The sequence below is a fragment of the Ruminococcus sp. MSJ-25 genome, assembly GCF_018917825.1.
In the GTDB taxonomy this organism is placed as follows: domain Bacteria; phylum Bacillota; class Clostridia; order Oscillospirales; family Ruminococcaceae; genus Hominimerdicola; species Hominimerdicola aceti.
On sequence record NZ_JAHLPI010000005.1, the window covers coordinates 14823 to 29398 of the forward strand.

At 39.9% G+C, this 14576-nt stretch carries 13 protein-coding genes; 7 read left to right on the top strand and 6 right to left on the bottom strand.

What is annotated here, in order from left to right; genetic code table 11:
• The first annotated feature begins 983 nt into the window (after positions 1–983).
• From KQH97_RS01245 to KQH97_RS01255, 3 genes are all read left to right on the top strand, one after another.
• On the top strand, positions 984–1553 hold the full coding sequence (locus KQH97_RS01245; protein WP_118124506.1) for a flavin reductase family protein: 570 nt from the start codon (positions 984–986) through the stop codon (positions 1551–1553).
• A 304-nt stretch (positions 1554–1857) separates the two neighbouring features.
• Complete coding sequence (locus KQH97_RS01250; protein ID WP_367614647.1) at positions 1858–2319, top strand: GNAT family N-acetyltransferase; 462 nt, start codon at positions 1858–1860, stop codon at positions 2317–2319.
• A gap of 22 nt (positions 2320–2341) precedes the next feature.
• Positions 2342–4900, top strand: a complete 2559-nt coding sequence (locus KQH97_RS01255) for a translation factor GTPase family protein (RefSeq protein ID WP_216552257.1) — start codon at positions 2342–2344, stop codon at positions 4898–4900.
• 40 nt (positions 4901–4940) lie between these two features.
• Here the strand turns inward: KQH97_RS01255 and KQH97_RS01260 are convergent, their stop codons facing one another.
• From KQH97_RS01260 to KQH97_RS01285, 6 genes are all read right to left on the bottom strand, one after another.
• A complete protein-coding gene (locus KQH97_RS01260) occupies positions 4941–5120 on the bottom strand; it encodes a hypothetical protein (protein ID WP_117897284.1) in 180 nt (59 codons plus the stop codon).
• 14 nt (positions 5121–5134) lie between these two features.
• Positions 5135–6307 (bottom strand): sodium/glutamate symporter, encoded by a 1173-nt coding sequence (gltS, locus tag KQH97_RS01265; protein WP_117897291.1) that lies wholly within the window; start codon positions 6305–6307, stop codon positions 5135–5137.
• Between the two features lie 17 nt (positions 6308–6324).
• Positions 6325–7278, bottom strand: coding sequence for a TAXI family TRAP transporter solute-binding subunit (locus KQH97_RS01270; RefSeq protein ID WP_216552259.1), 954 nt, complete (start codon positions 7276–7278; stop codon positions 6325–6327).
• Between the two features lie 159 nt (positions 7279–7437).
• Positions 7438–10119, bottom strand: coding sequence for a transglutaminase family protein (locus KQH97_RS01275; protein ID WP_216552261.1), 2682 nt, complete (start codon positions 10117–10119; stop codon positions 7438–7440).
• Between the two features lie 10 nt (positions 10120–10129).
• Entirely contained in the window at positions 10130–11224 is a 1095-nt protein-coding gene (locus KQH97_RS01280) for a DUF58 domain-containing protein (protein ID WP_253286334.1), read from the bottom strand.
• A gap of 110 nt (positions 11225–11334) precedes the next feature.
• On the bottom strand, positions 11335–12303 hold the full coding sequence (locus tag KQH97_RS01285; RefSeq protein ID WP_216552265.1) for a MoxR family ATPase: 969 nt from the start codon (positions 12301–12303) through the stop codon (positions 11335–11337).
• Positions 12304–12523: 220 nt separating this feature from the next.
• On the opposite strand from KQH97_RS01285, the gene KQH97_RS01290 reads away from it, so the two are divergent.
• From KQH97_RS01290 to KQH97_RS01305, 4 genes are read left to right on the top strand one after another with little or no spacing between them, the layout of a single operon-like run.
• Positions 12524–13459, top strand: a complete 936-nt coding sequence (locus KQH97_RS01290; RefSeq protein WP_216552267.1) for a stage III sporulation protein AA — start codon at positions 12524–12526, stop codon at positions 13457–13459.
• Between the two features lies 1 nt (position 13460).
• A complete protein-coding gene (locus KQH97_RS01295; RefSeq protein ID WP_216552269.1) occupies positions 13461–13949 on the top strand; it encodes a stage III sporulation protein AB in 489 nt (162 codons plus the stop codon).
• Positions 13950–13989: 40 nt separating this feature from the next.
• Positions 13990–14187, top strand: a complete 198-nt coding sequence (spoIIIAC, locus tag KQH97_RS01300) for a stage III sporulation protein AC (protein WP_022286844.1) — start codon at positions 13990–13992, stop codon at positions 14185–14187.
• Complete coding sequence (locus KQH97_RS01305; RefSeq protein WP_216552271.1) at positions 14187–14573, top strand: stage III sporulation AC/AD family protein; 387 nt, start codon at positions 14187–14189, stop codon at positions 14571–14573. Before spoIIIAC ends, KQH97_RS01305 begins: the two co-directional genes overlap by 1 nt.
• The last annotated feature ends 3 nt before the right edge of the window (positions 14574–14576 follow it).

Sequence of the window (14576 nt, forward strand, 5' to 3'; positions counted from 1 at the left end):
GTTTGCCTATAACAAATTATAGAACAATTCAAGGTTATCACAGGCTCAAACCACTAGATTTTAAGGGAAAAGGTGCGTTCAACCATTTCCTCGTACAATAAGGGTTGAGTATGTTTTCGGTGTTTACAACTCTTTGATTGTTGCCGTATATAAGCCATCAGAGTGGTTTGTATGTAAAGAGGAAAAGGACAGACTTCCAAGACAGGATATTGTTCTTACACCGAAAACTGAAAATAGATTATTTTTTTTGTGGATGAAAGATATGAGCAGTGATTTCCGTTGGATGAGAATGAATCGTTCTACATTGGAAAGTCGATAGCCAGATTGAAGTTGAATCAGTCGGCACAGAATCCGATTACATATCTGTATCCACTGGAGAAAGATAAAATTCATATTTAATGAAATTGACAAATCGGAATTTACGGAGGAAAATAGTAATGGCACTGTTCCTACTGATTACATATATAGTAATTTTTATATTTCAAATAATATTATTTGTGATAACCATTCGCAAGAAAACAAAAAAACTTTGGCGGATATTGTTTTCGGCAGAACTAATTCCGCTGCTTATATCCATAGGACTGATGATTTACTATAATAATCTTCCTGGATATGGATTTATGCCAGGACTAACTTATTTAGGAGAAGTATTGTTTAGTTTTGGAGCGGTTGTTTTGTACTGTATAAGTTTCCTGATTTCTATATGCAGTTATATTGCAATTTCAAATAAACAAAGGAAACGCTGAATAAATCGTTTCTGCCGTTTTTTCACAGTCCTCTCAGTGACGTATTTTCGAGCGTTGCTCAAAACGGCGAAACGAATGCCTCGCATTAATCAGCTTTTTCTAAACTTAATTTGAGGTGTTCCACTTGTGTGTTTATTTGAGTTCCTTGAATGAGTTTAAATATTATGTTAATATTTTAAAGAAGTTGGCGTGTAGTTGATTAGAAAGATAAATCGGAATTTGAGGAGGTAGGATTAGTTGAAAGTTATAAAGCGAAAATCAATAGGAACACACTTTTCAATGTGTGTTCAGCCTGCTTTTATTATTGGTACAAACAATGAAGATGGAACGCATAACTTTGCTCCAATTACATGGGTTAGCATAACCAATGAGAAAGAGAATGACTATTTATTAATTATCAGTATGTTTGGTACTAAAAGGACCAAACAGAATGTAATTAGAACTGGTGTTTTAAGCGTTAATCTTGTTAGCACAGACATGATCGAACTTATGGATTATTTTGGCACACATCATGCGAAGGATGGGAAGAAGGATGAAATTTCATATGATGTTGGTAGGGGAGAGATTGTGGATGTTCCTGTTTTGGAGGCGAGTAGGTGGATATATGAATGTGAAGTAGTTCAATCAATTGAAATTGGAGAATCAACAACCTTTTTCTGCAGAATAAGGAATATTCAAATAGAAGAACAGATGGAATGTAGAGATACACTTGATGTGGATCTTACGAAATTAGAACCTGTAATTTATTCGGGAATGTATCATAGTATTGGAAAATTACTTGGCAAAATAGGTGATTTTTCAAAATAGACAAATTCCAGTTTGTAGGGATGACATTAAAAATGAAGTTTAAGGAACAGAGCTTTACCCTGTTTGCCTATACAAATTATAGGACAAATCAAGGTTATCACAGACTCGAACCACTAGATTTTAATGGAAAAGGTGCGTTCCACCATTCCCTTGTACAATAGGGGTTGAGTATGTTTTTCGTTGAACAACCGAGCCATATGGAGACTGTCTGCTTACTGTCGAAAAAAGTTTGGTTTTATGATAAAAATTAAACTTTCGCGGAAATATGTATCTCTGCTTTTGTTTAATTGAGAGGATGATTAGTTTGAATATTATATATAAAAAAGCAACGATAGACGATATAGTTCTGCTAACCAAAACAAGAATAGAAGTTTTGCGGGCAGCTAATAATCTAACGTCAGATATTGATATGGATGAAGTAGAAAGAAAAACTTACGAGTATTATAAAGAAGCCTTTCAGAATGATACTCACACAGCATATATGGTTTTTGAGGACAATAAATTTGTTGGTGCAGGTGGAGTTAGTTATTACCAGGTGATGCCTACCTATCACAATCCAAGTGGTAAGAAAGCATATATTATGAATATGTATACGAAGCCTTTATATCGCAGAAATGGTATCGCCAAAAGGACGCTGGCATTACTGGTAGAAGATGCAAAGAAAAGAGGTATTACTTCTATTTCTCTGGAAGCGACAGAAATGGGCAGACCTTTATATGAAAAGTTTGGATTTGTGCAAATGAAGAATGAAATGGAGTACATTTAAATTTAGCAAATAGGAAGAAAATATGAAAAAAACAGTAATAGGCATAATCGCCCACGTCGACTCAGGCAAGACAACGCTTTCGGAAGCAATGCTTTATTTGTCGGGCAAAATAAGAAAGGTCGGACGTGTAGACCACGGCGACGCTTTTCTTGACACGGATATGATTGAAAAAAACAGAGGTATAACTGTTTTCTCAAAACCCGCAGAATTTGAATATAAAAACACATCTTTCACCTTGCTTGACACACCAGGTCATGTCGATTTCTCAGCAGAAACTGAGCGTGCATTACAGGTGCTTGATCTTGCTGTGCTTGTTATAAGCGGAACTGACGGTGTGCAAAGCCATACCCAAACTCTTTGGAGGCTGTTAAAGCGTTATAACGTCCCAACCTTTGTTTTTGTGAACAAAATGGACTTGGACGGTGCTGATAAGACTTTTGTTATGAACAGCCTAGAGGGTCGCCTTGGCAGTGGATTTGTGGATTTCTGCCGTATGAAGTCCGAAGTCGCAGAGGATTGCGCCCTTTTTGATGAAAATATTATGAATGAGTTTCTTGAAACGGGATCAATGTCTGACAAGATACTGTCAGATTCCGTGGCTCATAGAAAAGTATTTCCATGCTTTTTCGGCTCAGCTTTAAAATCACAGGGCATAGAAAAATTTATGAACGCCCTTGCAGAGCTTGCACCGTGTGTATATGACAGCGGTACTTTTGGTGCAAAAGTGTATAAAATTTCAGAGGACGGTGGCTCACGTCTGACTTTTATGAAGATAACAGGGGGCTGTCTTAAGGTTAGAGATCTAGTAGATTACACATCGGCTGACGGTGAAAGCTTCTCAGAAAAGGTCAGCAGGATAAGAATATATTCAGGGGCAAAATATCGTAATGCGGATAACGCTGAAACTGGCGTTGTTTGCGCTGTTGAAGGGTTGACTAAAACTTATGCAGGGCAGGGATTTGGTTTTGAGCAGGATTCTGCAAAACCACTGCTGGAGCCTGTTCTTACCTATCGTGTCGAGCCTGTGTGTGATTTGGATATGCACACTCTGCTGTCGTATTTCCGTGTGCTTGAAAATGAAGATCCACAGCTTCACGTCGATTGGAATGAACAGCTTGGCGAGATTCATGTCAGTATAATGGGCGAGGTGCAGCTTGAAATACTGAAAAGCCTCTTCAAGCGGCGCTTTGATATCGACATTGATTTTGGCGAGGGAAGCATTGCATACAAAGAAACTATTGAGAAAACGGTTTACGGCTATGGTCACTATGAGCCGCTCAGGCATTATGCTGAGGTGCATTTGAAGCTTGAGCCGCTGGAGCGTGGCAAGGGTCTGCGTTTTGCAACCGAATGCAGTGAAGATACGCTGGACAAAAATTGGCAAAGACTTATTCTTACCCATTTGCAGGAGAAAAAGTATCTTGGCGTTCTCACAGGCTCTCCTATTACAGATATGAAAATAACGCTCGTTTCGGGAAGAGCGCACCTTAAACACACTGAGGGCGGCGACTTCCGTCAAGCAACATATCGTGCCGTCAGACAGGGACTTAGAAACGCAAAGTCCGTTCTTCTTGAGCCTTATTACAGCTTCACACTTGAAGTGCCACAGCAGAACGTGGGACGTGCTATAACAGATATACAGAACATGGGCGGAGTTTTCTCACAGCCGGAGGTATCGGGCGAATTTTCCGTTATAAAGGGAAGTGCACCGGTGGCGGAAATGCGTGGATATCAGTCGCAGGTCATAAGCTATACCAAGGGCGTTGGAAAGCTGATATGCACTTCTGACGGTTACCGTGAATGTCATAATACAGAAGTTGTGCTTGAAGAATATGGCTATGATCCTGACAGAGATCTTGAAAATACGGCAGATTCTGTATTTTGCTCTCATGGCGCAGGTTACAATGTCAAATGGAACGAAGTTCCTGATAAGCTTCACATACCTCCAGAGGACAAACGCAGGCAGGTTTCTCAGTCACAGACATACGCTCGTGCCGAAGATTTTGTAAGACGTGCAGCAAGTGATAAGGAGCTTATGGAGATATTTGAGCGCACTTACGGAAAGATAGAACGTGATAAGCACTATGCGATGCGCAGACCTGAAAAATCTGTAAAGTCAGCGTCAAAGCCGAAGCAGATATACTCAGGCGTGGAATATTTGCTGGTTGACGGCTATAACATAATTTTCTCTTGGGACGAGCTGAAAAAGGCTGCCAACGAGAGCCTTGACCTTGCACGAAGTATGCTTGTGAACAGGCTTTGCAACTATCAGGGATACAAGCAATGTGAGCTGATACTCGTCTTTGACGCATACAAGGTCAAAGAGCAGGAGCGTGTAGTGGAAAATTACCACAATATCAGTATAGTTTACACCAAAGAAGCCGAAACGGCTGACACTTATATCGAACGCACTGCCCACAAGCTCAGCCGAGAGCATAAGGTAAGGGTCGCCACATCTGACGGCATGGAGCAGGTCATAATCATGGGCAGCGGTGCTTTCAGAATGTCAGCTCAGGAGCTTCACGAGGACGTTATGCGTGTGGAAAAAGAGATAAGAGAATATATCGCCAATATGAAATAAAAAAACGATTTTCTGAAAATAATCAGAAAATCGTTTTTTGTTATTTCTTCCTTTTCTTGGACTTTATTTTTATCTCAGGTATTGCTAAGTTGTCGAATATTACGCCTGATTCACTATTATTTTCGTTTTCATCATTCTCAGTTTTTACATCTTCAACGTGAACTTCTGGAAAAGCAAGGTTATCTGTATAACAGTCAAGATGTTTGTTCTTTTTGTTCATATTCTTTTCCTCCGTTAATTAATAAAGTTGATAAATCCTGTTATAACAAGGCTGTTTATAAAATCGGCAAACATACTTCCAACAATAGGAACAAGCATATAAGCCTTTATTGAAGGGGCAAATTTTGCTGTTAAAGCCTGCATATTAGCCATAGCGTTTGGCGTTGCACCCATTCCGAAGCCGCAAGTTCCTGCCGCAAGCACTGCTGCATCATAGTTTCTGCCCATGACATTGTATACGATAAAGTAAGAGAACATCGCCATAAGAAGCACCTGTGCAACAAGCATGATTATCATAGGCAATGCAAGCTCGGCAAGCTGCCAGAGTTTCAATGTTATCATGGCTATTCCGAGAAAAAGAGAAAGACAAATACCACCGATATCATTTATTTCACCCATGTGTATGTGTATTTTACCGCTGTATTCACCGATGTTTCTCATAAATGCTGCAACGATCATTGATCCGATATACACAGGAAAAGTCATGCCTGAATATGAAAGCACCCATGATACAAACGTGCCTATTCCCATTGCTATCGCAAGCTGATAAGCTGCAGGTGCATACATGCTTACAGAACGGTGATGTTTTTGTTCGTCCTCGACAAGTATAGAGTCGTCCTCAGGAATAACAGTTTTCAGCAGATCGTGTTTGAGTATAAGCTTTCTGCCGATAGGTCCGCCCATTACAGAGCCTATAATCAATCCAAAAGTAGCCGCTGCTGTGCAGAGACTTGTTGCTCCTTGCTGACCAAGGTCCTCAAGCACTGTGCCAAAAGCACCTGACGTTCCGTGACCGCCTACCATTGGAATAGATCCTGTACACATACCTACCAGCGAGCTTACTCCCAATAGCTTTGAAAGTCCTACTGCAACCGCATTCTGCGCAAATATCAGCACTATCAGGCATAATAAAAATACAATTAGACTTTTACCTCCTGCTTTCAAAACTTTAATGTTTGCCTGAAAGCCAACAGAAGTGAAGAACATGACCATGCAAACTGTTTTTAGCGTTTCATCAAACTGAAATTCGACTATTCCTGCGACGTGAAGAATACATGATATGATAGCAAAAATAACTCCGCCGATGACAGGAGAGGGAATACAGAAGGTTTCAAGAAATCTGACTTTCTTTTTGAGAAATCCCCCTAAATACAAGACTCCTACTGCCACCGCAAGAGTTTGATACATATCCACATTTATTGTTTTCAAATTTTATCCTCCTCTGTTATAGCAGTTCCAATGCTGTTATAATATTCCACTGCCCCTTTATGAAAAGCACACGGTATATTATCTGTCGCAAATTTTGTGTCATTATTCGCAAATGAGATCCTTTTCTTTATCTGGTCATTTTCCTCAAAAAGCATTTTCGTGATATCCGCTACAGTGTCGCTGTCCATCTTTTGGCTTGCCACAAGAACAGCCTTTACGCCAACAGTTTTGACGTCCTCGTCAATGCCTTTATAAGTTCCTGCTTTTATTACAGTTTCATAGTATCCGTCATAAAGATTCGTCATATATGATATCGTTCTGTCATCAAGAGGCAATATTCTTATATCCATTTCCTCAGAAAGCTGTGTTATAACATCACATGGAGCACCAAGTACCACGAAAAATGCGTCGATAGAGCCGTTTTTAAGCGCCTCTGCTGACTTCTGATAGTCCATGTTACACACATCTATCATGGTATAGTCAAGACTTACAGAGTTTAAAATGTACTCGGCATTTTTTGCTACGCCGGAATCTTCTTCGCCCACAGAGACCTTTTTGCCTTTAAGATCAGCAGGAGTTTGAATGTCTGAGTCAGCCGGAACGATTATCTGAAAAGACTCCATGTAAAGAGCCGCAACTGCACGGACGTTGTTTATTTTGTTACCATTAAAATCTCCTGTGCCATTCACTGCTTCAGACAGAACATCGCTTTGGACTATTCCCATGTTGATAAAGCCGTCCTTTAAAAGCCTCATGTTAGCCTGAGAACCAGCCGTTCTTATATTTGTGATGTTTTCATCAATATCACCGAGAGTGTCAGCAAATTTATAATATATACCACCTTCGTTGCCGGATCCCAGTTTTATCTCAGAGCGTTTACAGCAAGAGCAGAACATTGTAAGTATAGCAACTGTAACAATAAATATTATTGTATTTTTTATTTTTCGCAATCCGATCATTCCTTTCTAAAATATTCAAAAAGTTATCCTACTGATAATATCATATCCATATTTGCATTAAACATATATTTCATATAAAAAAATCACCGATCAGCTTTTTGGTAATATCATTGAGGTTAAAAAAGCCACACTGAGCGTGGCTTTTTCTCTCTAATATAGACAGTAAACAAATTTTGCATTAAGAAGCTTAGCACCCGAAAGCTTTGGCAGGACGATCTTGTCCTTTATGATTTCAAAATAAGAAAGTGCAGTTTCAAGTTCCCCATCAGATATTACTGAGTTGCTCATTTCCGCTTTGACTGCAAGTTCTCCGATATATTTTATCATATGAGAGAAATCATTGATTTGCATTTCCTGGCATTTTTCTGTTAACCTGTCACAAAGCTGTAAGTCTGTAATATTTCTGCTGTCGGCGATGCCTATAAGCTTTAAATATTTGAGCATATAGCGATATACCGCCACAGTGCGTGATCTATTGTCCCCATTACTTAGTTCCAAACGCATTTTCTTTACCTTAACATCTCTATGGACTACAACACCGAAGGCTATAAGCAGAAGTCCGCCCAGAGTGATGAAAATTCCTACAAATGAGCCATGGCCGCTGTTGTTTTCTGTTATTCTTGATGAAACAGAAGTTTTCCCAGCGCCTGACATCACTCCGGCACCATGTCCGTTGCTTGCAGAATTTGTTTTCTTTGTTGTTGAAGCTTTTGAATTGTTTGCAGGCTTTTTAGTAACCACTGAAGTTGTGCCACCCTGGCCGCCATTTTGTGTGGTAGTCGTAGGCTTGCTTTCTGTGCTTTTAGTTGTTGTAACTTCCTTAGGGTCTTTCTCTTGTTGTGTAAGATTAGGATTATCATTATCATAACCTGGTGTGAATTCTGCAGGATACCAACCTGCATTGTCTATAAATACCTCAGCCCATGCGTGCGCACATTTGTCTTTTACACTTACCTCGTATGTTGAATCATCTTCAGGTTCACCGAGCTGTGAATTAAGCACCACATATCCCTCTACATATCTTGACGGATAGCCAAACATTCTTAAAAGCTCTGCACCCGCTGTTGCAAAATATGAACAATAGCCCTCCTTTTGTGTACCTAAAAAATAATCTATGAAATCTTCACCTTTTGGAGTAACACCCGGTTCAAGGGTATAAGTGAAGTTATCAGAGAAATAGTTTTTTATTGCAGTGCTTATTTCTTCATAAGTCCAATCACCTTTGTGGTAAATATCCACGCCAAGATATTCACTAAGTATCTCTTTATATGCCTTATCAAGCTCATCAGACTTTGAAACGTCCATATATTTCTGGTGAACAAACTCTGAGTAAGCGTCAACACCTCTGTCCTTATTAACAGACAATGCAGGCACTTCTGTGGCTATAGCCTCAGGGAGGGCTTCAAGCCTTTCTTCTATAAGAGAGGGGTCAAAATAGTAAAGAGAATACTTTGTTGAACTTAATTTGACATATGACTCAGTGGTAGGACGCATTTTTTTATCGTCTGTGTTTCCATCACTTGAATATAAAGAAGCGTATGGCGCATACACAAATTTCTTGCTTGCGCCGAGAACAGATACAGAAATTTGAGCAGGGGTCAGATCCGCATATTTTCGTTGGATAAGGTCATAATCCAGATCCTGCACCCATATCTTGCCTTGCTCAAAATCATCAGAGAAGGTGTCTTCATTGCCATTCACGTCAACAGGAGTCCAGCTATTGTCGTTATAAACGCCTGCTACATATCCACGGAGATATAGTGTATTAGAGAATTTTGGAGTGACCACTTTTAGTGCTGTTGAGCCGTTGAAGCTAATGCCTGCTGTCTTGCCAAGAACGCCTCCGTTTGTGCCACCAACTGTTTTTATACCAAACAGATCAAATCCGCCGTCATAATCTGAAAAAGCATTCCTCAGGTCAGTGAGAGAGAAATTTGACACTGCTGTAGAAATATCATGTCTGTATTTTGCAAATGACTCAGGACGTGTAAAGCCTGTTATTGATGAGAAAAGCATTATAACTACAAGTACAAACGAGCTTAAAATAGCCGTGAATTTCATGAATACGTTATAAAAACAAGCTTTTTGCTTTTCAGATGTAAAATAAAACGTGCGTTTTCGCTCATGCACCGCAAAGGTGTTTTTTCTTCCTGCCTTGTTAGTTGTGTGGTTTATTATGTGCAGTGCAAGCACTGTCACCCAGCATACAAACAGACCAATAACAGTCCACATTGACGGCTCCCAGCCCCAATACATTCCAAGCTCGAAAACAGGAAATGTAATGATAAACAGCAGTGGAAAATCTATCCTATAAAGGCAGGCTGCTGCCGTTCCAAGGCAAACAAGAGTTATAAAAAATACGAAAAAATTTGATGCAAGATATGGGTAGTCGATAGTAGAAATTCCACTAAGCTGAACGCCAAGAGTTGAGTTAGGTTGATTTGCCCTTGAAAGATATCTGTCTATAACAACGAACAAGCCGTATTTTATTGTAGATATCCTGCTCACAAGGTAAATTACATGAAGTATCAGCACACCAAGTGCAGAAAACTTAATTATCTTGTGTGACGATTTCATCAGACCAAACACAAGTGAAAGCATGGCGGAGTAATATATGATTGTGGTCTTGTATATTTCCATATCAAGGAATGATACTGCCATAAACGCTGTGCATATGGTCGCCACAAAGGTCAGAAGTATCTGAAACCATAGAAATGAGCCTGAATTATGCTCATGCTCGCAATTCATAAGGATATCTCCGTCAATGCAGATACCATTGCTGCTGATAAATCCTATATCTTTGTTTTTGCTTTTTATTCTTTTCTTTTTCATGTTGTCACCTTTATAGACATATTTCCTGTATGCTTTCGGCAACGTGTTTTGCAGTAATGTTCACGACCTCTGCAAACTCATCGTTTATAACGTCGTCTTTCTTTTTGTTTGTGATAAGCATATAGGAATAGCGGAACGCCAGATCGTTATCATTCATAACGCCGCTGAGATTGCTGTTATATGCGGGAGAAAAATACATCAAGTGACCGCATTTATATCTCTCAGGCTCATTGATGTAATTTATCATAGACAGGTCAGGCTCATCATAAACAGAAGCCTGCAACAGCAGACTAATAAGCAGCCTTGCACTTTCTTCGTCTGTAACATTTACTACTTCACTCAAATCTTTCTTTTTATCATACCACACTACCTTATGAGGTGTGTCATTTTCTATAAGATAATATGATATAGACGCTATAGCCTCTACAAGAGTATCATATACGAGCATATAATCGTCTGTATTTGTATCAAGGTGGAGATCCGCCATAAGCACGATAGAATTTGATATTGGCAGAGAGTAATCCTTGACCATGGTCTTATCCTGCTTTGCAGTAAGCTTCCAGTGTATCCTGTTTATTTTGTCGCCATCATGATATTCGTGTATATCAAAAATCTCAGAGGGATCATCGCCCTTTGATGTCTTGGAATAATCATCGGTTTCAAGACCCATTTCAGCATAATTCGCAATGTTGTTTTCGATAGGTAGATAGTCAGGAACTATAGTGAACGTACTTTCGCTAAAAAGTCTGGAAGCAGCATCGGTGCTTACTCTTATCTTGAAAAGCTTCAGCATATCCACAATGCGGCAGCGTTTTATGTTCATTCTGACAGTGCCATAATGTTTTGCGGAAACGTGCAAAGTAAGATACTGAACATCATCAGGATAAAGGGGAGTGTTTATCTTCATTGTATTTTTGTCGCCGTCAAGAGTGTTGTAATATTCTATCTCTATAATCATATTGGCAACAGGCAACTTTGAGCGGTTTTGCAATCTCAGCACAACAGGTATCTTTGACGATCTGCCTGCGGTTTTCTGAGTGTTCACAAAACCAACGCTTATTTTCTTTGACATTTTTTTGAGCATAACGAATAAGATTATAGGCATAACAAGTAAAAATGCAAAGAGATAAAAAGAGAAGCTACCCACATATAATATATAGAAGAAAATAGAGGCGATAAATAATATTATATATAAAACCAGCATTTGCTCCTCCGTTACTTGCTAACTCTAGGAACCTGAACTGAGGAAATAACTCCTTTGAGTATCTGTTCTCCTGTGAAGCCGTTTATCTTTGCCTTTGAGTTGAACACAAGTCTGTGAAGAACAACGTCCTTGAAGCTGTATATAACGTCATCGGGGATAACATAATCTCTGCCCTTAAGAAGCGCTGTCGCCTTTGTCATTCTGAGTAGTGCGATAGTTCCTCTAGGTGAAAGACCCAGCTTTATATATTCATTGTTTCTGGTTGCATTTGCAAGCATAACAATATACTGGAAAACCTGATCTGAAACATAAATATTTTCCACAACTTTCCTTGCCTGAAGGATATCCTCCGCAGAAACCACAGACCTTACATTATCCACAGGGACGAGATTTTGCTTGGATTTTAGCATTGCGACTTCGCTTTCAAGATTAGGATAACCCATTGTGAGCCTTACGATAAACCTGTCCATTTGCGACTCAGGGAGCATTTGCGTGCCTATAGAGCCAACCGGGTTTTGCGTTGCGATAACGATATAAGGGTCAGGCATTTTATGTGTGATACCGTCTACAGTTACCTTGCCCTCCTCCATTACTTCAAGAAGCGCAGACTGCGTCTTACTTGAGGTTCTGTTTATCTCGTCTGCAAGAAAAAGATTTGTGAGTGCCGCACCCTGCTTATATTCAAACTTGTGTGTTTCTTTATTTAGTATGGTAAAACCTGTCACGTCTGTTGGCAAAACATCAGGGGTGAATTGTAGTCTTTTATAGTCAAGTGAAAGCGCCTTTGATAGAGCCACGGCAAGAGTGGTTTTTCCCACTCCTGGAATATCCTCAATAAGGATATGACCGCCTGCAAGTATGGACAGCAGGACTTTTATGATTATCTCGTCCTTGCCGATAATGACCTTTCTTACCTCATTTATCACGCTTTGTGACATATTCAGTACTTTTACCTGTTCTTCAGTTAAGCTGTTGTTCATAATTTTCTCCTTTGTTTTGTATGTTTCTTTTATCTTCACAATATTTGTGCATATTGCATTAACATTATATCACAAATACAACAGTATTTCAAGCATTTTGCGTGATAATTAAATACAATAATGGATATCTGCGTATGTAGGAGAATACAAATATCTTGTACTAAAATGCAGGCTCACAGCATAGTTATTTCATAGGACAAGTTAAAAGGAGCGTGAAAAAATGATAAGAGAAGTCAGCAAGATAAAATACGTTTATGAACTGCTCACCCCTCGCATAAGAGGAGCAATTATGTCAGTGCCAGAAATAGAGCGTGACAGGATACAGGAAATAAGGCTTCGCAGAGGTAGACGGCTGTCTGTTACCATATTCTCGAAAGAGTATTTCGTTAATGATAACGGCAGGCTCATGAACAATATCGGAGATAGCGTTCAAGTTACCTCAGAGGATATTGAAACTATCTATCAGCGAGCATTTCAGAATTCTCTTCACAGCTTTCACCGTGAGATAGCAAGGGGTTACATAACAGTTGCAGGAGGGTGCAGAGTAGGCTTCTGCGGAACTGCCGTTCTTGATCCTGCGAGGAGTTATGCCGTGGAGTCTGTAAAAAATATATCTTCTCTTAATATAAGGATAGCTCGTGAAATGATAGGTAGTTCAGACGAGATATATGCAAAATGCTTTTCTGACAAACCAATGAGCCTGCTTATTGCTTCACCGCCCTCGGGAGGAAAAACTACAGTGCTTCGTGATCTTGCAAGAAAGCTTGGCGAACGCTGGCGTGTTGCGCTTATAGACGAGCGAAACGAGTTTGCCGCAACAGTGGCAGGTGAGCCGCAAAATCTTATAGGTGCAATGACGGACGTGTTCAATTCCTACAACAAATATGAGGGCATAATGACGGCTGTCAAGGTCATGTCACCGCAAATACTCATATGCGACGAGATAGGTTCTTCTGAGGACAACGAAGCTTTGCAGTATGCGCTCAACTCAGGAGTGAAGCTTATTGCTTCATGCCATGCTTCAAGCCTTGATGAGCTTAAAAAGCGGCGTTATATCTCAAAACTCATAAAAGACAAGGCTTTCGACGCACTTGCGGTACTAGGCACAGGAACAATGTGTGGCAGACTGGTATCATTTACAAAAACAGGAGCATGAAATGATAAAGCTAATAGGCTGTGTGCTGATCATATCTGCCTGCACACAAATGGGCTGTGCAATGGCGACGGACAAGATACGGCAAATGAAATATCTCAAGCTACTCAGACGGTTGATATTTGAAACAAGGGCAATGGTTGAGGGTGGAATGACTTTCGGGGAAATTATCTTAAAGCTTAGCTTGCAGAATGATTATTCTGACTTTACATTTTTGTCGCAAGATACCTCTTCGCCTGATGTCCGCAGAAGAATAACCGAGGATATATATAAGTCAAAGCTTTTTGACAATGAAATCAGGCAGACCGCCATAGATTTTTTTGAAAAACTCGGTACAACAGACACAAATGGACAGCTTGCATACATTTCCATGAGCCTTGCCGCACTTGACGAGCAGATAAGCAGACTTTCAGAGAATTTCACCTCACAGGTGCGGCTATGCAGGGCTTTGGGCGTTCTCAGCGGGGCTTTTATCGCTATTCTGCTAATATAGCCATAGCAAAGGATAACCATAATGAAGGGAACAAAATTATATGGACATAGATCTTATTTTCAAAATCGCTGCCATAGGAATTATCGTTGCCGTGTTAAATCTCTTGCTGAAACGAGCGGAGCGTGACGAGCAGGCAATGATGACAACTCTTGCAGGGCTTATTGTCGTTCTGCTTATGATAGTAAGGCAGATCGGAAATCTATTTGAAACGATAAAAGAAGTGTTTGGATTGTATTAATGAAAATATTTACAATAGCGTGCTTTTGTATTTTCTCAACCATAGTGTGCAAAGCCATTGAGAAAGACAGCCGTGAAATAAAATATGCGGCTGTGCTTGCGGCGGCGGCACTGGTGCTTTTTCATTCGGTGGCATTTGTGAAAGACCTTATCTCTGTATTTGAGGACCTTTTCACTCTGTCAGGAATCGACAATATGTATCTTATCATACTGTTTAAGTCACTTGGTATATGCTATATTGTACAGCTTGCTTCCGATTACTGCAAGGATTGCGGAGAAAACGCACTTGCGTCACAGGTCACTTTGGCAGGAAAGCTTGCAATGCTTTCGGTATCGCTGCCGCTTTTCAAAGCATTTGTAGAAATAGTAAAAGCATTGCTTATATAGGAT

What these genes read in the sequence shown, in the direction of transcription:
- KQH97_RS01255 (WP_216552257.1), top strand. Translation starts at nt 2,342, where the DNA reads ATGAAAAAAACAGTAATAGGCATAATCGCCCACGTCGACTCAGGCAAG.
- KQH97_RS01260 (WP_117897284.1), bottom strand. Translation starts at nt 5,120, where the DNA reads ATGAACAAAAAGAACAAACATCTTGACTGTTATACAGATAACCTTGCT.
- gltS (WP_117897291.1), bottom strand. Translation starts at nt 6,307, where the DNA reads ATGTATCAAACTCTTGCGGTGGCAGTAGGAGTCTTGTATTTAGGGGGA.
- KQH97_RS01275 (WP_216552261.1), bottom strand. Translation starts at nt 10,119, where the DNA reads ATGAAAAAGAAAAGAATAAAAAGCAAAAACAAAGATATAGGATTTATC.
- KQH97_RS01280 (WP_253286334.1), bottom strand. Translation starts at nt 11,224, where the DNA reads ATGCCTATAATCTTATTCGTTATGCTCAAAAAAATGTCAAAGAAAATA.
- KQH97_RS01285 (WP_216552265.1), bottom strand. Translation starts at nt 12,303, where the DNA reads ATGAACAACAGCTTAACTGAAGAACAGGTAAAAGTACTGAATATGTCA.
- KQH97_RS01290 (WP_216552267.1), top strand. Translation starts at nt 12,524, where the DNA reads ATGATAAGAGAAGTCAGCAAGATAAAATACGTTTATGAACTGCTCACC.
- KQH97_RS01295 (WP_216552269.1), top strand. Translation starts at nt 13,461, where the DNA reads ATGATAAAGCTAATAGGCTGTGTGCTGATCATATCTGCCTGCACACAA.
- spoIIIAC (WP_022286844.1), top strand. Translation starts at nt 13,990, where the DNA reads ATGGACATAGATCTTATTTTCAAAATCGCTGCCATAGGAATTATCGTT.
- KQH97_RS01305 (WP_216552271.1), top strand. Translation starts at nt 14,187, where the DNA reads ATGAAAATATTTACAATAGCGTGCTTTTGTATTTTCTCAACCATAGTG.